General features: G+C 69.6%; 18 protein-coding genes and 1 pseudogene. 8 read left to right on the top strand and 11 right to left on the bottom strand.

Going from position 1 to position 22,004, the window contains the following annotated elements; translation table 11 throughout:
* Positions 1-219: 219 nt before the first annotated feature.
* The 5 genes from IF83_RS0107330 to IF83_RS31760 all read right to left on the bottom strand — a co-directional run bounded on the left by IF83_RS0107330 (position 220) and on the right by IF83_RS31760 (position 6,351).
* Positions 220-861, bottom strand: a complete 642-nt coding sequence (locus IF83_RS0107330; protein ID WP_244176909.1) for a hypothetical protein — start codon at positions 859-861, stop codon at positions 220-222.
* A gap of 9 nt (positions 862-870) precedes the next feature.
* A complete protein-coding gene (locus IF83_RS0107335; RefSeq protein ID WP_030543236.1) occupies positions 871-3,210 on the bottom strand; it encodes a hypothetical protein in 2,340 nt (779 codons plus the stop codon).
* On the bottom strand, positions 3,207-3,593 hold the full coding sequence (locus IF83_RS0107340) for a DUF6507 family protein (RefSeq protein WP_030543237.1): 387 nt from the start codon (positions 3,591-3,593) through the stop codon (positions 3,207-3,209). The genes IF83_RS0107335 and IF83_RS0107340 overlap by 4 nt, the downstream gene beginning before the upstream one ends.
* 76 nt (positions 3,594-3,669) lie before the next feature.
* Positions 3,670-5,094 (bottom strand): DUF6177 family protein, encoded by a 1,425-nt coding sequence (locus tag IF83_RS0107345; protein ID WP_030543238.1) that lies wholly within the window; start codon positions 5,092-5,094, stop codon positions 3,670-3,672.
* A 594-nt stretch (positions 5,095-5,688) separates the two neighbouring features.
* Positions 5,689-6,351, bottom strand: a complete 663-nt coding sequence (locus IF83_RS31760) for a DUF6308 family protein (RefSeq protein ID WP_347877094.1) — start codon at positions 6,349-6,351, stop codon at positions 5,689-5,691.
* Positions 6,352-7,044: 693 nt separating this feature from the next.
* On the opposite strand from IF83_RS31760, the gene IF83_RS0107360 reads away from it, so the two are divergent.
* The 5 genes from IF83_RS0107360 to IF83_RS0107380 all read left to right on the top strand — a co-directional run bounded on the left by IF83_RS0107360 (position 7,045) and on the right by IF83_RS0107380 (position 9,830).
* Positions 7,045-7,377, top strand: a complete 333-nt coding sequence (locus IF83_RS0107360) for a colicin immunity domain-containing protein (RefSeq protein ID WP_030543241.1) — start codon at positions 7,045-7,047, stop codon at positions 7,375-7,377.
* Positions 7,374-7,736, top strand: a complete 363-nt coding sequence (locus tag IF83_RS0107365; protein ID WP_030543242.1) for a hypothetical protein — start codon at positions 7,374-7,376, stop codon at positions 7,734-7,736. The genes IF83_RS0107360 and IF83_RS0107365 overlap by 4 nt, the downstream gene beginning before the upstream one ends.
* Positions 7,737-7,856: 120 nt before the next feature.
* Positions 7,857-8,075, top strand: a complete 219-nt coding sequence (locus tag IF83_RS0107370; protein WP_030543243.1) for a hypothetical protein — start codon at positions 7,857-7,859, stop codon at positions 8,073-8,075.
* Positions 8,076-8,421: 346 nt separating this feature from the next.
* Positions 8,422-8,958 carry a hypothetical protein gene (locus IF83_RS29955; protein WP_244176911.1) on the top strand — a complete coding sequence of 179 codons (537 nt, stop codon included), beginning with the start codon at positions 8,422-8,424 and terminating at the stop codon, positions 8,956-8,958.
* Positions 8,959-9,359: 401 nt separating this feature from the next.
* Complete coding sequence (locus tag IF83_RS0107380; RefSeq protein WP_244176913.1) at positions 9,360-9,830, top strand: hypothetical protein; 471 nt, start codon at positions 9,360-9,362, stop codon at positions 9,828-9,830.
* 69 nt (positions 9,831-9,899) lie between these two features.
* Here the strand turns inward: IF83_RS0107380 and IF83_RS35710 are convergent.
* Both IF83_RS35710 and IF83_RS0107385 read right to left on the bottom strand, forming a co-directional pair.
* Positions 9,900-10,148, bottom strand: a pseudogene (locus IF83_RS35710) (NucA/NucB deoxyribonuclease domain-containing protein); the annotation flags it as partial.
* 27 nt (positions 10,149-10,175) lie between these two features.
* Complete coding sequence (locus IF83_RS0107385) at positions 10,176-10,922, bottom strand: FadR/GntR family transcriptional regulator (protein WP_030543245.1); 747 nt, start codon at positions 10,920-10,922, stop codon at positions 10,176-10,178.
* A gap of 168 nt (positions 10,923-11,090) precedes the next feature.
* Here IF83_RS0107385 and IF83_RS0107390 point away from each other — a divergent pair, with 168 nt between their 5' ends.
* Entirely contained in the window at positions 11,091-12,827 is a 1,737-nt protein-coding gene (locus IF83_RS0107390; RefSeq protein WP_030543246.1) for an IlvD/Edd family dehydratase, read from the top strand.
* Positions 12,828-12,913: 86 nt separating this feature from the next.
* Complete coding sequence (locus IF83_RS0107395; RefSeq protein ID WP_030543247.1) at positions 12,914-14,101, top strand: fumarylacetoacetate hydrolase family protein; 1,188 nt, start codon at positions 12,914-12,916, stop codon at positions 14,099-14,101.
* A gap of 89 nt (positions 14,102-14,190) precedes the next feature.
* Here IF83_RS0107395 and IF83_RS0107400 read toward each other — a convergent pair whose 3' ends face one another.
* The 4 genes from IF83_RS0107400 to IF83_RS0107415 form a co-directional block, all read right to left on the bottom strand.
* Positions 14,191-16,590 carry a beta-xylosidase/alpha-l-arabinosidase gene (locus IF83_RS0107400; protein WP_030543248.1) on the bottom strand — a complete coding sequence of 800 codons (2,400 nt, stop codon included), beginning with the start codon at positions 16,588-16,590 and terminating at the stop codon, positions 14,191-14,193.
* Positions 16,591-16,697: 107 nt separating this feature from the next.
* On the bottom strand, positions 16,698-17,585 hold the full coding sequence (locus tag IF83_RS0107405; RefSeq protein ID WP_394297305.1) for a carbohydrate ABC transporter permease: 888 nt from the start codon (positions 17,583-17,585) through the stop codon (positions 16,698-16,700).
* A 10-nt stretch (positions 17,586-17,595) separates the two neighbouring features.
* Positions 17,596-18,498, bottom strand: coding sequence for a carbohydrate ABC transporter permease (locus tag IF83_RS0107410; protein ID WP_030543250.1), 903 nt, complete (start codon positions 18,496-18,498; stop codon positions 17,596-17,598).
* Positions 18,495-19,808: an extracellular solute-binding protein gene (locus IF83_RS0107415; RefSeq protein ID WP_030543251.1), complete on the bottom strand. Its 1,314-nt coding sequence runs from the start codon at positions 19,806-19,808 to the stop codon at positions 18,495-18,497. Before IF83_RS0107415 ends, IF83_RS0107410 begins: the two co-directional genes overlap by 4 nt.
* A 576-nt stretch (positions 19,809-20,384) precedes the next feature.
* Between IF83_RS0107415 and IF83_RS0107420 the strand changes: the two genes are divergently transcribed.
* Entirely contained in the window at positions 20,385-21,398 is a 1,014-nt protein-coding gene (locus tag IF83_RS0107420) for a LacI family DNA-binding transcriptional regulator (RefSeq protein ID WP_030543252.1), read from the top strand.
* Positions 21,399-22,004 lie beyond the last annotated feature (606 nt).

The following is a 22,004-nucleotide window of genomic DNA, read 5'->3' on the forward strand; positions in this document are numbered from 1 at the left end:
AGTCCAGCGGGCAACAGGAGAGGTGGCGATCACAGTGTTCCCTCCGGCACGAACTTGCCGCCTGGCGGGTGGGAACGACGCCCCGAACCTACCGACACTTTCGTCTCCCCGACCTGCAGCATGATCTGCTGGCGACTCCTCAGAAAGCTCACGTGATCGCGTTACAAGCTCTCAGCGTCGCGTCCGAAGTGAGACGGAGCCGCTTGATTGACCGACCCTTTACAGGCGGTCTGTGAGATCGGGCCCTCGTCCATCGATGACATCGGGCATTTCGATGCTGTGGCCTTCAGCGCGTCCGAAGTAGGTTGCGTCGCCCGTCGTCGCTGTTGTCCCGAGAATTTCCTCGAGTTCTCGAAGAGCCGCAGCGAGCCTGGGCGCATTGCGCTTGTGGATTTCCGGGTGTGGATAACCCCTGAAGTCGAAGTAGCCCCAGATGTCATGGTAGACCGCCACGTCGGCCGTGAGTTGGTATTCATCCGGGTCGACGCTCAGCACGACGAGGTCTTGTTCGTGTCGTTCCTCTCCCTCCGCGTCGAACCAGGTACCCCGTCCGGACACGGTGAGGTTTCCAACCTGGGCGTTCGGGTGTCCCGAAGGTCGGCTCCGTTCAATTCGCTGAGCGAGGTCGGAGGGGTCGATCCGCCCCCTCACGGGGAGTGTTGTCTTGATGCCGATCCCGCCGACGCCGTAGACAAACCAGAGCCATTCAATCTGGCTCGGCTCCAAGAGGCCGTGCTTCCGCAGTGACTCTGACATGCGCGCCGCTGTGCTCAGCGCGGAGGCCAGGCCGGGCGGCGCGAAGTGGTCCAATTCCCATTCCCAGGAGGCGCATTCCTCGGGTGCGCGCATCAAGAAGGGCATGTGGGTTCCTTACGGGTAGACTTGGCCGTTGGCAGGAATGGTGACGGAGCCGTCGTCGAAGCGCAGCTCGAAAGTCGCCCCGGTCCTCTTCGCGAGATGCTCCACGTTCCTGACGGTGGCTTCCGTGAGAGCAGCCCTGGTGTCGTGGACGTCCAGAATGGCAACCTTGGGCCCTGCAATCTCTCCGGCCAGTCCCTTCTTTGCGATCTTTTTGGCCGCGGAACTGATGCCGGGCTCGTGCTCCACGTCCTTGAGTTGGCACCCATACTTGATGTCGTCCCCTGACCTGATCAGGACATCGAGATCCAGTCCTTGCCCTGGCGCCTTGTACTCGAAGGCCAGGTCCTCGACTCCGCGTTTCTGGAGATCCGCGGCAAACTCCATGGCCTGATGCACAGCGGGGAGCATGCCCTTCTGCTTGCACTGGCTGAGCAGGCCTTCACGCCCATAATAGCCGGGCAGGGCATCGAAGTTCCCTCGAGCAATGTGCTCGGCGATGCCTGCCCCGTACTCACTCTTGCGCAGCTGTGTGAGGAGACGTTCCTGGTCATGCGGCTGCATTTTGGCACGCTTGAGTGCGTCGGTGACCGCAGCTTCTTGAGCAGGGTTCATGGGAGCGGTCGGACTGTGAGAGGTGCGGTGCCCCTCGCTGACCCGGTCCGACCAGTCGGAGGGGTCGTGGCTACCACCACCCGGTCCGCCACGGGAGCCTCCGTCACCAGGGCTGTCGTGGGCACCACCGCCCGGCCCTTCGGGTCCGGTCGCGCCGGGGTCGGCAGTGTGGCTGCCGGTTGGCGGCCCGTGATGCCCGCCCGTGCTGTGTCCTTCGCCGTGTCCGGCTGTGCCGGTGCCGTCACCGTGCCGACTGGTGGATGGAGTGTCATGACCACCTCTATCCGTCCCACCGCTGTGCCCGCCGGTGACAGGCTCGTGGTGGGCGGAAGGGCTCTCGCCGGTGTGCGCGCGGGCGCCGGGTGGCTCGTGGCCGGCGCCCACTGACACCTTTTCGCGTTCCGGCGCTTTCTCGTGTGCGGGGCGGTCCTCGGGCACGGATTGCCGCGGGTGGTCGCTTTCCTTTCTGGCGTCCTGGATGTCGTGAACGATTTCGCCGGTCTTGGCGTGGCGGAAATTTCCGTGGTCATCGAGGACCATCGGGGGGTGGCCGTCGCGGTCCGGCATGCGTACGCCGCCGCCTGGCGTGTGGGCCAGGTCGTCCGCTGCGTCGAGGGTGCGGTCCAGGTGAGGTGCGTCGCCCCAGTGGGGGAGGCGTTTGACGGCCGCCAGTACCTCTGAGGCTTTGGGGAGTGCGGCGCGGGCGGCCCTGGTGCCTTCGGCGATCGATTCGGCGACCTTTGCGGCCTTCGTGCCCTCCGCCAGGTGCGTGCCCTTGGCGAAGTTCCCCAGCTTGCCGGCCAGACCGAAGGGGGTGATGTTGTACAGGACTTGACCGCCTGCCCGCACGGGATCCTTTTTCCACTCGTCCCACGCCACGAAGCCTTTGAAGGCATCTCGCAAGGCTTTCTTCTGCTCGTTGTCGCCGTTGCCGCCGCCGATGGTCTTGGACATCGCCCAGTCGTACGGCCAGATCGTGTACTGGCCGAGGCCGCCGAAGGTGTTCCACAGCTGCCCCCAGGCGTGGGAGGCTTCGTCGCCGCCGTGCCAGCCGACGAGTGCGGCAAGGCCCTGGATGTCACCGCCGAGGCCGTCGACGAAAATCCCCTTGGCCGCGCTGGCGCCCCAGTGGTCGAGTTCCCAGACGCGGTGGGTCTCCTGCTCCGGAGTGCCCCAGGGCAGCTCTTTCGCCTTGTCCAGGTCGCCGGCCCGGTATCCGTACATGCCGCGTTTGCCGGAGCCGTCGTCGACGGTGTAGTGCGTGGAGCCGGGGAAGCGGTCGCCGATGCTGTTGGCCGCGCGGCGTTCAGCTGCCTGGAACGCCGCGACCGCGACGTTCACCGCGTGCAGCAGGTCGGCATGCTCGGCTATTTTCTCTTCGTCGTCCTTCCAGTGCTCATCGCCTTTGACGCTCTCGACGAAGGCTGCGGCCCGGGCCTTGAGCCGCTTCAGCTTGTTCCTGATGGGGCGTACTTCGTCGGCGTAGTCCGACAGGGCTGTGGCGATCTTCTCCAAGTCGTCCGCGAAGGCGTCGGACATGTCCCGGACCGGCGTGGTGGTGTCGAAGAGCTGGTGGGCCTCGGGGGCGTGGTAGACACCGGACAGGCCCTGGAACTTGGAGTGCACATCGGCGCCGGTGGTGCGGAACTCCCCGGCCTGCTTCTTCAGCGCGGAGGCGTCCTTCTCCAACTGCTCCAGGTCGCCCTTGAACTGGGGAATGGCATGGGGGTCGATCATTTGGCGCCCTTCTTCCCCGAACTGTCAACGTCGATGTGGGGCGCTTTGAGGGCCTTGTTCTGGGCGTTGGCCGCCATGTCCAGATCCCCCTTGCTGTATGCCTTCGTGGCGTCCACCGCTCCTTGCAGCGATTTGCCCGCGCGGGCCACGATGAAGGCGATGTCGCTCTGTTGGGCCGTGAAGTACTGCCCGAGCGTCATGCCCACCAGGCCGACCTCGGGCGTCTCGCCCTCGCCGCCGAAGTCCAGCGCGCCGGCCGCTGTCATCGCGCTTTCCAGGTGCGACCTGATGGACTTCAGTTCGCCCTCGAAATGCCCGGCGATGCGTCCGGCTTCCCCGACGATGCGGCCCACGCCTGCGGAATCGATGTCCCACTTCGTCATGATCCCCCGATCTCAAGCCGGAGCACGGGTCGAACGCGCTCCGCTCACTGATGTCTGCGGTGGAAGGTCCTTTGCGCTACGCGTCCTGGTTGCGCAGGTGTGCCAGGAGAGAACGCAACGTTTCCCAGTTCGACGGGGAGTCGACTCCTCCCAGGGAGAAATACCTGCCCGGTCGGTGCCGCGCCCCGATCGCCCGCGGCGGCTCAGGAAGAGGCACTACGTCTCTCCGGGCATCGGCCGCCCGTTGGGCTTCCTCCGCGCCGAGCGCGAGGGCGAGCGGGATGGGCGGTGTCTCGAAACTCGCCGGGGCATTCACATCCCGCCGCCCGGTCCGCACATGGAACAGGGCCGAACGCAGACGGTGGTGGGAGGCCAGGTCGTCCGCGAGGCTCGCGAGCCTGCCATAGGGCGGGGATTCGCCTCTGCCGTAGCCGATTCCCAGGGTGATGTCTTCTTCCACGCCGTCCGGGGTGCGCAGGATGTGCACGGCGGCGACGGCCGGCCGCTCGGGCGCCCCGGTCACCACCAGTCGGGTCGGACGAGGGGCGCGCTCCCGCGCGAAATCGGTCAGGTTGCGCCGGGACCAGGGCAGGCCGGCCGGCTCGGCCGTGCCCCAGGCAGCCGGGGCGGCGCCGGTCAGGTGCTGCCAGGCAGTCTCCAGCGCGCCGCCGAGCAGCAGGTGTTCATCGGCCCGGTGGCAGGTGCGGAGGGACAGCAGCAACTGACGCTCTTCCGGGTTCGGTACCGGGGCGAAGGCCGCCGCCGTGTCGGCACCGCCCATCCCGCGCGAGGCGGCGGGGAGGGGAGAGAAGGAGTCCTGTTGCCAGCGCAGCACCGCTCCGGTGAGACCGTCGTAGTAGCTCCCGTCCTCTTCCCGCACCACCCACCGACCGTGGGCCTGTGTGAGGGCGAGGCGAGCGGGGAGCGTCAGCAGCGTATGCGGTGGGGTCACGACCTGTATCTCACGGTCCTCCGCCGCAGCGGAAAGCAGGGCGTTCCCGAGCCAGGAGGACAGCGCGAGCACCGGGCGGTCCTGAAAAAGGACGGCGGCCGCATCGGTCAGGACATCCACCGCAGGTTGCTCTGGGTGCGGCGGGGGAGGAGCCTGAACGCCGATGGCGTCGACGACGCCAATCCCCTCCTCCGCAGCCGACGCCGGCCACAGCACGCCGCCCAGCACGGCGACCAGACGCCCCGCCGCGACCGCGGCAAGTCGCTGCGCTTGCTCCGTGGCGACCCTCGCACGAACCTCGGTCCACCACACCGACTCGCCCAGCCGATCCACGTGCACACCGAGAAGACGCTGTGCTTCGTGCGGCACGGCCAGCAGCATCGGGGACTCGATGGAGACCAGCGGATGCCCCTGGTCATCGGCCAGCTGCACCACAGCCCCCTCGCCCAAAGTCCGCAACCGCAGGTCCGGCCCGCCCGAAAGCAGAGCGGCCGCAAGAGCCCGCGGGTCCGGCAGCTGCCTGGTCAGGGCAATGACGTCCTTGGTCATGACGCGGCGCTGCGACTTCCGGACGGCTCGGACAAAGAGGCGCGGCAGCCTACGCGGCTGCGGTGCTCGCGCACCAGCCGCGGCACCAAGCCGACGGTCGGCTCAACAGGAGGCATACGGACCGTCTTCGGAAGCGGCGACCACATCGGTACCGCTCGCGTCGACTCTCACCTGTCCGCCCCCACAGTCACCGGACCGCACCCCCTGCAGTGTGATGGCCTCCGGAGCGGTCCTGCTCCAGAGGGCCAACTTCACCATAGGGCAGGGCGCTTGGCGACTCGGCACGGTAGGTGGTGACGCGCCGAAGGGGCTCGGTGTGCCCGGCGCTCACAGCTGTCGTGCCGCGGTCGGACCAGTGGCCTGCTGGGGAGATCGTGGATTGGACGGCGTCACTCACGTGCTCGCGACGGCCGAGGCGGCGGGCGGTGCTCCCCCCGGCTGTCCGCGGACGAGGCCGCTGTCGTTGCATGACGAACTTCGGTTCCCATGCAGTGACTTCTCCGTATGGGGCAACGAATCGGCTACAGACAGCCAGTCGACGTCGGTCAGTTGGTGAGACCCGACTCGGTGGAGAAGCCCGAACTGATCTCGCTGTCAGGAGGTTGCGGCAGTCCGACTCTGTCTGCCTTGGTGCATCCAGGCGATGACGTCGCATACGCGCAGGACGCCGATGCCTTCGCCGAGACCCGCCTGGTGACGGAGACGGACCAGTTGGTCGTGGAAGGTGCCGTTGTCCGCTCGCAGGGCCGCTGCCAGAGAGGCCCAGAAGAACTGATCGTTCGTCGGTCGCTGAAAGAACTGCTTGACACGGATGTCGTAGACCGGAATCAGGTGCGGGCGCTTGCGAGCAAGCAGCTTGCCCGCGATGACCGGACCGCTACCGTCGGGCTTGTTCGGGTAGCCCTTGCCGGCCAGACGTTCCCACAGCTCCCAGGCGGGCCCGCCCTCTGCGATGAGGGCATCGCTTCCAGGATCTTCCAGCCGGGCGTCACGAGGGATGAGTGACAGTAGTCGCGCCCAGTGCCCGTCGGGATCGGTGAGCAAGTTGACCGCCCCGTGTGGCTTGAGGGAAACCTCGAGCATCGTCAGGGCCACCAAGTCGTTGGTGTCGAAGCGATCGGCGACGTGCTCGGCGTCACCGCCTCCACCGAGGCTCTCGAAGTAGGCGCCGGAGTAGAACAGGTCGCCGATGGAGCGTCGGCGGGTGAAGAAGTACTCCTTGAGCAGGCGTACGGCGTTCTCTTCGTCCCAGTAAATCTACGGGATCTTCAGTCGGGTCACCGTGAAGCCCCCAAGTGCCGTGCACGTGACGATGTGTGCGTGCACGGTACACCGGCGAATACCTGCGTGACCCGCAGTCTCTGCTTCTTCGTCCGGTGGACGCGGCGAGGCTGCTGCGGTGAGTATCGTGCTCTTGCGCATGCGATTACTCGCCATCGGAAGGGCGCAGGGCGGCATGCGGATCCGTATCGGGTTCTGGATCCCCAGGGGTCCAGCCGGATGCAGGGCCGGACGCGGGGGCGGCCCGAGGTACTTCCGCGTCGCCGGTCGCCGGTGTCGCGCATTGGGCCGAGCTCCGCGCCCACCTCGGCCCAGCAGCCTCGGGGTCTGCACGCGGACGGTCTGCCGTCGGCATCCCGGAACCCCGCGACCAGTCACCGAACGGGCAGGTTCAGGACGACCTGGCGGCCATCGACTGGCACGTCCGACACCATCCGGCCGTGCTGCCCGTGCACCTTCGCAGGCTGCTCCCGCACACTGAACCCGGCACCGAGCCTCTCCGGGGCGGACCGTGACCACCGCCACGTCACTCCATCCGCTACATTCTCAACGATCAGCATCAACAGCTTGGAAGCACCTTTTTCGCACGGGAGTTGACTTCCAGTATTAGATCGTGAGCGCCGGCGATTACTCGGCGTCATAACTGACTGTGGTCCGGGAGCCTGAGCCTTGCAGGCGCACGTCGACGCCACCGACACAATGAAGATCAGGGGGAGCTGGAAGTCTGTGATGCCGGGACTATTGGGCCCCTTTGTGGAGATCGCCCGGCGAGGTGTCGCCGGGCAGCTCGCACTCGAAGGGTTTGAGGCGGAGTTCTTGGCGCTTTTCAAAGAGGCCGATGGGCTCTCGGACGAGGAGTTCGGCATCCTGAACCACCTCTTCTACGTGGTCGAGGATTACGTCCCGGATGCGGCCGATCGGGATCCAGGCGATGCGACAGCTGAGCAACTACTGCACGCGGTGCGGGAGTTTCTGCACCGCATTGAGGGTGGTCGGCCGTGAAGGAGTGGGCGGACGACGAGTACTGTCTCTACGTCAACGGCGGTGAGTGCTCGGATCTCTGGAGTCTGCTCGCGGACTGGTCCGACAGTGAGGACGAGCGGGCGTGGGCGAAGCACATTCCGCGCTTCGCCCGTCTCATCGCCTGCTGGAGCCGGCTCGGGTTCATCAAGGTGTTCCGGTCGGACGAGTGGCCCGCGGACCACACCGGCGAGGAGGTCACCGGGCAGGAGCTGGACGAGCTACTCGCCGATCCCCAGAGCTGGGAGTACACCGAGGAGCCGACCCGCTGGATCTGCGTGGTCTCCGGCGACCGGGACATCCAGGAGCTGGAGGAAGGGATGTGCGAGCAGGAGCGGTGAGCATCGCATCCTGACACCGTGCGCCTCGGCCGGCCTCTGTCGGCCGGGGCCCACGTACGTCCGGGAACCTCAACTGCCGGCCACCCGGACCCGCAGCCCTGCACTTCGGGAGCATGAAGAATGATCCAAGTGGAAACGTTGGGGCGGATCGCCTCGGGCGACGAACAGGGACGCTACGTCTTCGTCCAGGAGCTCCCGGACGACCCTCCGAGCTATCTGGTCCTGACGGCTGCGGACGCGGATTTGAAAGTCGCCGGTGGTGACGAGTGGGTTGAGGATTTCGCCTCTTTGGAGGCCTTCTTCGAGGAAGGTCGTTGGGTGGTCGAGTGGCTGAGTTGAGTGGGGATCACCGCTGGCCAGGCGTGCGGCCCGGCCGCTGCCCTCGATGGTGTAGGCGTGGTCAACGTCCCCATCTGGATGTGCGCACCTGCTGCCAGGGCATGGGCACGACCCGCGAACGCTCCGCACACGCCGAAGAGGTGCTGGCCGCACACCTGCGCCACCTCGGGCAACCGGGAACCTCCCCGGCGGGTACTACATCGCCGTGTGATCCTCCACGAGGACGGTCCCTGCGAACCGCTCACCCCATGCAGATCACCCGTTCGACCGTGGGCGGATGCGGAGCGGGATCAGCGTCTCCGCGACCGCCCCCGGCAGACACGGACCTCAGCAGAGAAGACGGAAGATGACCTTGAAGATCAAGTTCACGCCCGACAGCCGCAGCGACATCGGGTCTGGCTACGAGAAGGCGTGGAAGGCCGGCCGAGTCGACCTGGCAGCTCTCAGCGCGACGGATTTGCGCTATGGATTCTTCGAGTACCCGGTCGACCTCATCGTGGATGGTCACGCGTTCCTGTCGGCCGCTCGGCCTCCGCTGATCGACATCATGTTCACTCTGGGGCGCTCGCTGCAAAGCCTGCGGTCCGCTGGGGCGGCGAAGGTCGATTTCACGGATAACACCTACGTCATCCGGATGCAACTTGTGGGCAGGCAGATAGAGTTCACCTCTACGCCGCGTGGTGTTCCGACGCCGCATCCCAGCTGCTCGTTCGACGAATACGTCTCCGAGGTCCGGTCATCACCGACGGCGTGGAGTACCTCGAACCTCACCATCCTGCACTGGCCCGGAACCCGGCGATGCGTTCACTGCGGGAACTGGCGGACATCTGACCGCAAGGAAGCCCATGCCGATGTCTTGAGACACCCCATTCCGATGTCCTGAGCGAGCACACTGTCGTCCCGGTCAATTATCACAAGTCGGAGGCTCCTTCTGGCGCAGGGCGGCGTTCTCCGCCTCCAGCGGTGTCGGCGGCTCGGTCGGTACCTCCGCCTGGCGGCCTTGGGGCCGGCACGCATCGGCGGCCGGATCCAGTTCCGCAACGTCTTCGGGTTCATCCCCGGATCGGCGGCGACCTGCCGGGTTGTCGATTCGGCCGCGACGGGTACAGCGCGACTCGGGAGCACCAGCGGGCCCTTCTCGGGTAACGCGACTCGTTGCCGACTCCGACGGAACATGGCTCCTTCCTTGCGTTTGCAGTCGGTGGCGGCGCCGCCGTCGAGCGGCGTTTCCCCCGAGTTGCGAGGTGTTTGATGGGTAGGTTGCTGGATTCATGCGATACGACTGTGTCGGCGAGCTATCGGTTGTTCGGGCTGGTCGACACGACCATGGGGGCTGAAACGTTCGACGATGACGCGGACAGGTCGAAGTGGCTGCTTCCCGGGCCGGGCCTGGTGTATCTGCAGGTGCCCTCGGAGGTGGGCACGACGGTGATACGTCTGGAGTCGTGGACCACGGCACCGGTGCTGCCGCCCGGTCAGTGGGCGGGGCGCGAGGAGGTCGAGGTGGACCTTCCTGAGGGCGAGCTCGGTTTACAGACCGTCGACGGCGGGTTGAGGGAGATTCCGCTGGTGTTGCCGTCACCAGGCACGTACCGGATGCGGTGGCAGTGGGTGTTCAACCCGGAGACTGGTCCTTTCACCTCTCCTCTGCAGGGTTGTTCCGACGTGTTGGCCACGCCTGTCGGTCATGAAGCCGCTCTGGGTGGGGAGGACCAGTTCTGTCTGGTTCAGATCTGGCGGACTGCCACTGCCTGAGCCGTGTCGAAGGGACCGCAGGGCCGCCCCCGAATGGGGACAGCCCTGTCTTGGTCTATCGTTTTCTTCCCGATTGATGTAGCGGACGGAGAAGTCGTCCTTGAACTCGTCGCCTTCGTACTGGTAGCGGGCAGCGCCTTCGGTGGACGAGCGGAACGGGTATTCGTCGCAGTCCTTGCCCTCCGCCGGGGCGCCGGGTGTGTTCTCGTTGCAGTCGAGTTTGCGGACCGCCTCGTTCTGGTCGTAGCGCTGTTTGGAGGTCGCTCCTGCGGACTCGGCGATGCGGTGCAGCGGGTGCAGCGGGCTTTCGCCGGGCAGGTTTTTCCCTTTCGCGGCCGTGGGAGGTCACACGGGGTCGTCCGGCAGGCCGGGGGAACGGGCGATCTCCTCCTCGGCGGCTTCGATGATGGCCAGGACGGCGGCCGCCGCGGCCGCGGGATCGCGGGCCTCGACAGCCCGCACGACGGCGCGGTGGCGCGGCAGCGAGGCCTCCACCGCGCCGGGGGTCCGGGTGCTGACGAGGAAGCTGTGCTCCAGCGCGATGCCGACGGCGCGCCCCAGCGAGCCGAGGAGACGGTTGCCGCCGGCGTCCAGCAGGGCCCGGTGGAAGGCGATGTCGGCCTCGACGTAGCCGCCGAGGCCGGGGTCCGCCGCCGCGGCCTCCATGGCGGCCAGCGAGTCGTACAGGGCTCGTACGCGCTCGGGTCCGGCCCGTTCGGCGGCGAGGCGCGCCGCCCCGGGCTCGACGATCCGGCGCAGCTCACTCGTGTCGCGCAGCAGGGCCGTGGCGTTCCCGGTCTGCCGCCAGCGCAGCACGTCACGGTCCAGGTGGTTCCACTGCTCCGGGGGCAGCACGCGCGTGCCGGTGCGCGGACGCACGCGCAGCATCCCCTTGGCCACCAGCGCCTTGACCGCCTCCCGCACCACTCCCCGGCTGACACCGACCTCGGCCGCGAGCACGTCCTCCACCGGCAGCGGATCTCCCGGCCCCCACACGCCACCGGCGATGCGCCGCCCGAGTTCGTCGACCACGCGCTGGTGCATGGTCGGGAAGTGCTGCTCCACGATCTCTGCCCGCCCTCTGGACGCCATTCATCGAATCATTCAATGATTGCGGTACAGGGTACGGCCCGCGGGCCCGCACCCGGCAACGCCCCATCGCGCAACGCCCCATCGCGCAACGCCCCATCGCGCAACGCCCCATCGCGCAGCGGACCGCCATCACCGCCACCACGTACGCCGGAGCCACGGGAGTGCCACATGACCGACGGTCAGCAGACGAGCCGCCGCAGCCAGGCGTGGTTCGGCGCACAGGGCCGCAGCGGGATGCTGTACCGCTCCTGGATGCGCAACCAGGGGTTCGGGCACGAGGTGTTCGACGGGCGCCCCGTCATCGGCATCGCCACCAGCGCCTCCGAACTCGCCCCGTGCAACGCCCATCTGACCCGCGTCGCCGAAGCCGTCAAGCGCGGTGTGTGGCAGGCGGGCGGCTTTCCCCTCCAGTTTCCCACCATGGCCACCGGCGAGACCCTGATGCGCCCCACCGCCATGCTGTACCGCAACCTCATGGCCATGGAGGTCGAGGAGCTGATCCGGGCCAATCCGCTCGACGGCGTCGTGCTGCTGTCCGGCTGCGACAAGACGACCCCCGCCATGCTCATGGGCGCCGCCAGCGTCGACCTGCCCGCCGTCATGGTCACCGGCGGGCCGATGCTCAACGGCAAGTACCGCGGCCAGGACGTGGGATCCGGCACCCACGTGTGGAAGTTCGAGGAGGACCTGAAGACCGGGCGGATGACCGAGGAGGAGTGCTTCTTCGCGGAAGGGTGCATGGCCCGTTCAGCCGGCCACTGCATGACCATGGGGACCGCCTCCACGATGGCCTGCATGGCCGAGGCGCTCGGCATGCAGCTGCCGGGCTCGGCGGCCTGGCCCGCGGTCGACTCCCGGCGGATGGAGACAGCGCAGGCGGCGGGGCAGCGCATCGTGCGGATGGTGGAGGAGGAGCTGCGCCCCTCGCGGATCCTCACCCGGGAGGCGTTCGAGAACGCCATCCGGGTCAACGCGGCCATCGGCGGCTCCACGAACGCCATCATCCATCTCACCGCCATCGCCGGCCGCGTCGGCGTCGAGCTGGGCCTGCGGGACTTCGACGAGCTGGTCCGGGCGGTGCCGACCCTGGTCAACCTGATGCCCAGCGGCGGGTATCTCATGGAGGACTTCTGCTACGCGGGCGGCCTGCCCGCCGTCATCGCCGAACTGCTCGGCGGCGAGCTGCTGCACGGCGAGCAGATCACGGTCACCGGGCGCACCCTCGCCGAGAACGCCGAGACCGCCGAGCGCGTCGGCTCCGAGGTCATCACCCCCCTCGACGCCCCCTTCCAGCCGGCCGGCACCGGTATCGCCGTCCTCCGCGGCAACCTGTGCCCCGACGGCGCCGTGATCAAGCAGTCCGCGGCGTCCCCGCACCTGCTCACCCACCGCGGCCCGGCGCGCGTCTTCGACTCCCCCGAGGCCTACCACGCCGTGGCCGACGACCCGGACCTCGACGTCGACGAGAACACCGTCATCGTCATCCGCAACGCCGGCCCCAAGGGCTACCCCGGGATGCCCGAGGTGTCCAACGTCCCGCTCCCCGCCAAGCTGCTGAAGGCCGGCGTCACGGACATGGTGCGCGTCTGCGACGGCCGCATGAGCGGCACCGGATACGGGACGGTGGTCCTGCACGTGGCGCCCGAGGCCGCCGTCGGCGGACCACTCGCCCTGGTGCGCGACGGGGACCCCGTCGTCCTCGACGTCCCGGACCGCACCCTGCGCCTGGACGTGGACGACGCCGAGCTCACCCGGCGCCGGGAGGCCTGGCGGGCACCCGCCGGGCGGTACGCCGGCGGCTACGCCTGGCTCTACACCCAGCACGTGGAACAGGCCGACCAGGGCGCCGACTTCGGCTTCCTGCGCGGAAGCCGGGGACACGAGGTCCCCCGCGACTCCCACTGACCCCGCCCCGGGGCACCGCGCCCACGTTCGCGTCACCTCGCGCCCTCTCGCGTCAGCTCGCGCCCCTTCGAAGCCAGGAGAGCATCGTGGAATCGGCAGCAGCGCGCCCCCGCCGGGCGCTCACCCCCGGCTCCGTCCTGCCGGAGGACGCCGGCCGGGCCGCCCTCGTCGCGCGCGTCCACGACCCGGAGTGTGACGGCCCGTGCGTCGCCGCGGTCCGCGGTGAGCACGTCGTCGACCTGACCGCCCTCGCACCCACCGTCTCCGGCCTCATGGAGCGCGAGGACGCGGCGGCGGTCGTCCGCGAGGCCGGCGGCGGGCAGGTCTGGCCCCTGGACGAACTGCTGGAGGCACCGCCCGGCCGCCGTGACGTCCCGCGTCTGCTCGCCCCCGTCGACCTGCAGGTGATCAAGGCCGCGGGGGTCACCTTCGCCCGGAGTCTGCTGGAACGCGTCATCGAGGAGCGCACGGGCGGCGATCCGGCGCAGGCCGAGCGGGTGCGGGCCCGCGTCGGGCAGGTGGTGGGCGGCGCGCTCGACGGCATCCGCCCCGGGTCGCCGGAGGCGGACCGGGCCAAGGAACTGCTCCTCGCCGAAGGGCTGTGGTCGCAGTACCTGGAGGTAGGGATCGGGCCGGACCCGGAGGTGTTCACCAAGGCCCCGGTGCTGTCCGCGGTCGGCACCGGCGCCGACATCGGCGTGCTCTCCGCCTCGGTGTGGAACAACCCCGAGCCCGAGGCCGTGCTCGTCGTGGACTCGCGCGGCCGGGTACGCGGCGCGACGCTCGGCAACGACGTCAACCTCCGCGACATCGAGGGACGCAGCGCCCTGCTGCTGTCCCGCGCGAAGGACAACAACGCCTCCTGCGCGATCGGCCCGTTCATCCGCCTCTTCGACGAGGACTTCGGCCTCGACGCCGTACGCGGGCTCGACATCGACCTGCGGATCGACGGCCCGGACGGCTACGTCCTGCACGGCAGCAGCTCCCTGCGCGAGATCAGCCGCGACGTCCTGGACCTCGTGGCCGCCACGCACGGTCCGCACCACCAGTACCCGGACGGCTTCGTGCTGTTCACCGGCACGCTCTTCGCCCCCACCGAGGACCGGAAGACGCCCGGCGCGGGCTTCACCCACGAGTACGGCGACCTCGTGCGGATCTCCAGCCCGCGCCTCGGCGCCCTGGTCAACACCGTCGTCCCCAGCGAACAGGCCGCGCCGTGGACGTTCGGCGTCGGAGCGCTGATGCGCAACCTCGCCCGGCGCGGGCTGCTGTGAGACGAGCGGCCCGGAGACCACCGGGGGCCCGGCCCCGCGGGCCCGTGGGCGGCGCCGCCGCTACTCCGGCGGCGCCGCACACTTCCGGTTCATGCCCGGGCGGCCGGCTCCTGCCCGATCGCGGCGTGCAGGCGCCGGGTGTGGTCCACCTGGCGCTCGGCTCCCGTCAGCGTGACCCCGGCCGTCAGCCGCGGCTCCGCGCTGGAGGCGGCCAGGCGCAGTTCCAGCTCGCCCGGTTCGACGACGCGCCGGCCGTCGCGCCCGGTGAAGGAGGCGACGTCGGCGGGGACCGTGGCCCACAGGCGCCGGGCCTCGCCCGGCTCCAGCGCGACCCGGGTGTAGCCGACGAGGCGCTGCACCGGCTGGACGACGGAGGCCACCGGGTCGTGCAGATAGAGCTGGACGACCTCGGTCCCGGACCGCTCGCCGGTGTTGCGGACGGTGAAGGAGAGGGTGAACTCGCCGTCCGTCGGGGCCTCCTGGGCGTCCACGGTCAGATCGGCCCAGTCGAACCGCGTGTAGGACAGGCCGTGACCGAAGGCGAACGCGGGGGTCGGGTCGAGGCTGGACACCTCGCTGGCGTGGGCGAGCCGCGCCCCGAGGTAGGTGGCCGGCTGGGAGCCCGGCCCGCGCGCCACGCTCACCGGGAGACGCCCCGAGGGATTGACCCGGCCGCTGAGCACCCCGGCGATCGCGTGCGTCCCCTCCTCGCCCGGGAAGAAGGACTGCACGATCGCGGCGGACTCCGTCACGGCGCGGCCGAGGGCGTACGGCCGTCCCGCGAGCAACACGGTGACCACGGGAGTCTCCAGGTCGAGCAGGGTGTCGAGCAGGTGCTGCTGCGCGCCGGGCAGCTCCAGCGTCTCGACGTCGCAGCCCTCGCCGCTGGTGCCCCGCCCGAAGAGACCGGCGCGGTCGCCGAGCACCACCAGAGCGAGGTCGGCCTCGCCTGCCACCCGGGCGGCCTCCTCGATGCCGGACAGATCCCCGTCGTCGATCCCGGTGCCGCGGGCGACCGTGATCTCGGCGTCCGGGAACTCGGCGGCGAGCGTGTCGCGCAGCGTGGGCAGCTCGATGCCGAGCGGGGTCCCGGGGTGCCGGACGCCGATGTGCTGGGGGAAGGAGTAGCAGCCCAGCACGGCGGTGGGTTCGTCGGCGTTGGGGCCGAGCAGGGCGATGCGGCGCGGCCCGGCGAGCGGCAGGGTGCCGTCGTTGCTCAGCAGCACGACGGCTTCCTCGGCGAGTGTGCGGGCCAGCGCGCGGTTCTCCGGGCCGTCGAGGTCGATCCGGCCGCGCAGGGCGTCCGGATCGTCCGGGGTGCCCGGATCGTCCGGGCCGGCCCCGCCGAGCGCGGCCGGCAGGGGGTCCCAGTCCGGGTCGAGCAGGCCCAGCTCCGCCTTCTGGGTCAGGACCCGGCGCAGGGCGCGGTCGACCAGCGCCTCCGGTACCCGGCCGTCGGCCACGGCCTCGGCCAGGGGCGCGCCGTAGGTCTTGACGTTGGGCAGCTCGACGTCGATGCCCGCGCGCAGCGCCGAGCCGGCGGCGCCGGCCCAGTCGCCCGCGACGCCGTGCAGGGTCTTCAGGAAGGCGACGGCGAAGTAGTCGGCGACGACGGTGCCCTCGAAGCCCCAGGTGTCGCGGAGCAGCCCGGTGAGCAGATCCTCGTCGGCCGCGGAGGGTATCCCGTCGGTGTCGGTGTAGGCGTTCATCACCGACCGGGCGCCGCCCTCGCGGATCGCCATCTCGAAGGGCGGCAGCAGCACGTCGGCGCGCTCCCGCGGGCCCACGGAGGAGGGGGCGAGGTTGCGGCCGGCGCGGGAGGCCGAGTAGCCGGCGAAATGCTTGAGGGTGGCGACGATTCCCGCGGACTGAAGGCCCCGCACATAGGCCGTCCCGATGGTGCCGACGAGGTACGGGTCCTCGCCGATGGTCTCCTCGACCCGGCCCCAGCGGGCGTCGCGCACCACGTCCAGGACGGGCGCGAGCCCCTGGTGGACGCCGACGGCGCGCATGTCGCGGCCGATGGCGGCGGCCATGCGCCGCACCGTGTCCGGGTCGAAGGTGGCGCCCCAGGACAGCGGGACGGGGTAGGCCGTCGCCCGCCAGGCGGCGAAGCCGGCCAGGCACTCGTCGTGCGCGAGAGCGGGGATGCCGAACCGGTTCGTGGCGGCGATGCGGGCCTGGGTGCGGGCCAGTGAGAGCGCGCCCAGGGCCGGGTCGACCGGGACGGTACCGAAGGGGCGGGTCAACTGGCCCAGCCCGGCGGGCAGGAGCGCGTCGAGATCGACGGGTTCCTCCATGTCGTGCTGATGGGGGGCCACCTCACCGCCCTGATCGGAGGCGCCCACCCACACTCCGTACAGCTGGGCGGTCTTCTCCTCAAGGGTCATCGCGCCGATCAGGGCGTCGACCCGCGCGGTGACGGGGACGGCGGGGTCGTTCCAGAGGGGGGTGCCGGGGGCGGTATCCGAGGCCACGCTGGCGTTCACTTTCCTCCTACGCCCCTCGGGCCCCGGTGCGGGGAGCGACGGGCGAACGGTTCGACGAGCAGGTCGGGGCGGGGTGCGGCGTCTCCAGGCGGCGGCGTCGCCGCCGGTCAGCGGCTGAATCCGGCGGTCAGGCCGCTGAGCAGCTGGCGGCGGCCGAACGCGTACAGGACCAGGACGGGCAGGGTGGTGAGGACGACGGCGGCGAGCACGGCGGGGACGTTGACCCCGTACTGGCCCTGGAAGGTCCACAGCGCCAGCGGCAGGGTCCGCAGGTCCGGGCTCTGCGTGAGGACCAGCGGCAGCAGGAATCCGTTCCAGATGGTCAGCGCGTTGAAGATGGTCACGGTGAGGATGGCCGGCCGGGTCAGCGGTGCCGCCAGCCGCCACAGCGTCGCCCACTCGGTGGCGCCGTCGACCCGCATCGAGTCGAAGAGCTCCTTGGGCACGTCGCGGATGAAATTGGCGAGCACCAGCACGGACAGCGGAATGGCGAAGGCGATCGACGGGAGGATCAGCGCCGGCAGGCTGTCGTACAGGTTCAGCCTGATGATGATCAGGTAGACCGGGATCACCGTCGCCTGCAGCGGGATGGCCAGGCCCATGAGGAACAGCCCGTTCATCGCCCGCAGGAACCGCATGCGCCGGCCACGCACGATCGCGTAGGCGGCCATGAAGGAGAACGCGACCGCCGGTACCACGGCGCCGGCGGTGACCACGACGCTGTTCACGAAGTACCGGAGGAAGTCGGACTCGATGACCAGCCGGTAGTTGTCCAGGGTGGGGCTGCCCGTGGGCACCAGCGGGTTGCTCGCGTAGTAGTTGCTCCGGGCCTTGAGGCTGGTGATGAGGGTCCAGTACAGGGGTACGGCGACGACGGCGAGCCAGAGCCATCCGGCCAGCCCGCCGGCCCAGTTGCGCCGGCGGGCGGGCTGCGGGGAACGGTGCCGCCGCTCGCGGTGCGCGGCCTTCCGCGGTCGTCGCGGCTTGGTCAGCATGGTGCTCACGTCAGGCTCCCTCGAGTTGGCTCGCGCCGGCGTCCCGGCCCCCGAGCCGGCGCAGCAGCAGGGCGAGGGCCAGGCCCACCAGGACCAGGACGACCGCGATGGCGCTGGCCGGTCCCATCAGGCCGGCCTGGAAGCCCCGCTTGTACATGTCCAGGGCGAGGACCCGGGTGGCGTCGCCGGGGCCGCCCGCGGTCAGGACGTAGATGAGGTCGAAGAAGGTCAGCGACCCGACCACCATCAGCGTGGACGAGGTGATGATGGTGTACTTCAGCTGGGGCAGCGTGATGCCGAAGAACTGCCGGATCCGTCCGGCCCCGTCCAGCTGCGCCGCCTCGTACAGGGACTTCGGGATCTGCTGGACACCACCCTGGTAGATCAAGGTGTGGAACGGGATGAACTGCCAGGAGACGACGAAGACGACGACCCCGAAGGCGAGCCCGGGGCGCCCCAGCCAGTCCTGGCTGAGCAGCGGGATCCCCAGCCCGGCGCCGAGCCCGAAGTTGGGGTCCAGCAGGGCCTTGTACGCGATCGCGATGGCCGCGGAGCTGAGCATCAGGGGGACGAAGTACACCACGCCCAGCACCGCACGGTAGCGCTGCCGGCCCGCCAGGAAGGCGCCGAGCAGGATGCTCAGCGGCGTCTGGACGGCCCAGGACAGGGCCATCACCGCGAACGTCACCCAGAGGGCGTGCGGGAGTCCGGGGTCGGTGAGCACCGCGCGCCAACTGGTCAGCCCCGACGGGCGGATGGTGCCGATCCCGTCCCACGTGGTGAAGCTCAGCGCGAAGACACCGACGAGCGGAATCACGGCGAAGCCGACGAAGACCACCAGCGCCGGCGTCGCCAGCCACGGCAGGATGCTGCGCGGTTCGCGACGTGGCGGGTGGCCGGTGAGCGCGCTCATTTCCCGATGACCGCGTTGAGGTTGCGGGCGAACTGCTCGGGGGAGATGGACAGCTGGAACAACTTGACGATGTTGTCCAGCAGGGTCTCGGCGGCCGCCGGGCTGAGCGCCTGGTCCCAGGACTGGACGAACACCTCGGCCTTGCTGGCGATGTCGTAGGTGAACCGCAGGAAGTCGGCGCTCTCGGAGGCGGCCAGCAGCTTCTCCGTGCCCAGCCGGATCGGGACCGACCCGTTGTCGATCCACTGCTTCACCTCGGCCTCCTGGAGGACGCCGGTGGCGAAGAAGTCCTTGGCGATCTTCTTCTGCTCCGCGCTCGCCTTCGAGGAGATGGACAGGTACTGGGCGGGGTTGCCGACCGTGTTACTCGGATCGCCCTTGCCGCCCTCGACGGGCGGGAAGGTCATGTGGCCCAGCCCGCCGCCGGAGACGAAGTCCCCGCCGTCGGTCCGCTGGATGCCGTACGACCAGGCGCCGTGCAGCATCATCGCGGCCTTGCCGGTGTACAGCAGTGCCTGGTCGGCGTTGGAGTCCGCGGTGATCGAGGAGAAGCCCTTGATGAACCCACCGGCCTCGACCAGCTCCTGCGCCTTGGTCAGCGCCTTGATGGCGTCGGGGTGGGACCAGGCGTCCTTCTCGCCCTCGATGACGGCCTGGAAGACCTCGGAGCCGCCGATGCGGTCGAACAGGAACTCCAGCCACATCATGTTTGTCCACCGGGACTGACCACCGAGGGAGAACGGTGCTATGCCCTTCGCGTTGAACTTGGGCACCAGCGCCATGATGTCGTCCCAGGACTCCGGCGGTTCCACGCCGACCTGGTCGAAGACCTTCTTGTTGTAGTAGAGGATGATCGGCTGCACGGCCTCGCACGGCATCGCGTAGATCTTGCCGTCGACCGTCGCCGCGCCGAACGAGGACGGGAACAGTCCCTCCTTGACGTCGGAGTGCTCCTCGAAGAACGAGGTGAGGTCCTCGACCTGGCCCGCCTCCGCGTAGGTGCGCAGGGTCCCGCCGCCCCAGCCCCAGATGATGGTGGGCGCCTGCCCGGAACCGATGGCGGTCTTGATCTTCGTCTTGTACGCGTCGTTCTGGAAGGTGGTGTCCTTGATCTGCCCGTCGGGGTGGGCCTTGTTGAACGCGTCCACCGCGCCGGCTCTGGCCGTTTCCTGCGGCTTGCCGTTCAGGTACCAGTACGTGGCCCCGCCACCGCTCCGGCCGGGCCCGGACGAGCCGCCGCAGGCCGTCAGCGCCGCGGAGACCGGCACGCCGGCGGCCAGGGCGAGGAGGGTACGTCGGGAGAGCGCCATGTCTTTTCTCCGTACTCGAGAGCCGCCGGCTTCTCGTGAGTCATGGTGAAAGGTTTTCGAAACATCCTTCTCTGAGCTCTGTCCGTGCAAATTAGGTTTCGGGTCGAGCGACTGTCAAGGCACGTGTGGGCACACGTTGTTGGGCGGCAGGTCGCTGCGTAACATCAGGTTGAGGAGGATCTCGGGGGTCTTGGTGCGGTCCGAAACTGTTTCGAAAGGAACCGCGTCGGGGAGTGTCGTGGCCGGCCGGTCCACCGGCCTCGGTGCAGGTCCGCCGCCGTTCGGGCTGCCGGGCCGGACCGCCCGGCAGCCGGCCCGGCGCGCCCGGGTGCCGCCCCTGGAGCCGGGCGCGGGCGCACGTGGCCGGGACGGCGTGCCGCACGGTGATCGGGTCGCTTTCCGCCCGCGATCGCCCGCAGCTCACGCGGATCGGGGGAGGCGTTGAGGCGAAGGGCCGGCCGGCGCCTCCCCGGACGAGCGCGGCGCCGGATTGCCGTACGGTTGACCGGCTCCACCTGCGCCGCCGTCCCGACCGGCGGCTCACCACACCGGTGGACGTACAGCTGAGAGGAACCGATGCGAGCGAACGGCAGGCGCACCACGCTGGCGGACATCGCCCAGGCGGCCGGGGTCTCCGTCGCGACTGTGTCCAAGGTGGTCAACGGCCGCGGTGACGTGGCGCCGCACACCCGCGCCCGGGTGCAGGAACTGCTCCACCAGCACGACTACCTCGCGCCCGTGTTCCGTCACACCGAGGCCGTCGAGAGCCCGACCATCGAGGTGCAGTTCCAGGGGGGCCTCAAGTCGTACGTGGCCGAGACCCTGGAGGGCATCGTCGACGCCGCGGCCGAACTGGGGGCCTCGGTGGTGGTCAGCAAGGCGTCCAGCGCCCCGCACTGGGCCCGGGACCTGGTCTCCGCCGGGCGCCGCGCCGTTATCGCGGTCACCAGCGTGTACACCGCGGCGCATCTGAACGAACTGGCCCGGTCCGGGCTGCCGCTGGTCGTGCTCGACCCGCTGCACCTGCCGGACAGCCGGGTCCACAGCGTCGGGGCGACCAACTTCGCGGGCGGCCTGGCCGCGACCCGGTACCTGCTCTCCCTCGGCCACCGCCGCATCGCCTATCTCGGCGGACCCGCCATGGCCGTGTGCAACCAGGCACGCATGCACGGCTACCGCGCCGCGCTGGAGGCGGAAGGCGCACAGGTGCCCGAGGCCTACGTCCGGCCCGGAGAATTCACCTACGAGACCGGGTTGCTCGGCGCCACGGAGCTCCTGGGCCTGGACGAGCGGCCGACGGCGATCTTCGCGGGCAACGACGAGATCGCCCTGGGCGTGATCGAGACCGCCCGCGCCCGGGGCCTGCGCATCCCCGAGGACCTGAGCGTGGTCGGCTTCGACGACACCAGCCTCGCCCGGATGGCCTCACCACCGCTGACCACCGTGCGCCAGCCGCTGCGGGAAATGGGCGGTGCCGCCCTGCGCACGGCCCTCCGGCTGGCAGGCGGTGAGAAGGCCGAGTCCCACCACGTCGAACTCGCCACCGAACTCGTGGTACGCGCCTCCACGGCGCCGCCCCGGGGGCGGTAGCGGGCCGGCTGCGGAACGCGCGGTGTGACCGGCCGTCCCTGATGTGTCGACGCGGCCCGGATACGTTGATGTCCCTCGGGCGCAGGCGCAGGCCAGCCCGCCCCATGCCGGGGGAACTGTCTCAAGCCTGCACACAGCACCGGGAGAAGTCGAGAGCGTTCGGTGCCACTGCCCGGCCCCTTGCCCGAAGAGGCCCGACCGGCTGTCGGCGGTCGGCAGTCGCGGCGGGACCGCCTCCGGTGTGCGGCGTGACGGGTGCAGTGCACTGTCGTTGGGGCTGTTGGTGGAACGGCCGATCGGGTTGCGGGGGCACCGCTGCAACAGAGGGCCGGATGAGGCGGCACCGAAGCTCCCGCAACTGCCCTTGACGGCGTAGTCGGTCCTGCCGTGGCCGGGAGCACCGGCACCGCTCCCCATACGACAGGGACCACCGTGCTCCCCGCCGACGCCCCGTCCCGGGATCTGCGCAGGCCAGGAGGGGGACGGAGCGCTGGACTCGCGCTGGTGAACCGGGTCGGGGACGGGTGATGCCCCTTGGCGTTTGGCCGCAGGCGGGGCACTCCCACAAGGTCCGCGCCATACGCGGCCGTTCAGCGCTCTGCCCAG

It is taken from the genome of Streptomyces albus subsp. albus (assembly GCF_000719865.1).
Lineage (GTDB): Bacteria > Actinomycetota > Actinomycetes > Streptomycetales > Streptomycetaceae > Streptomyces > Streptomyces albus_E.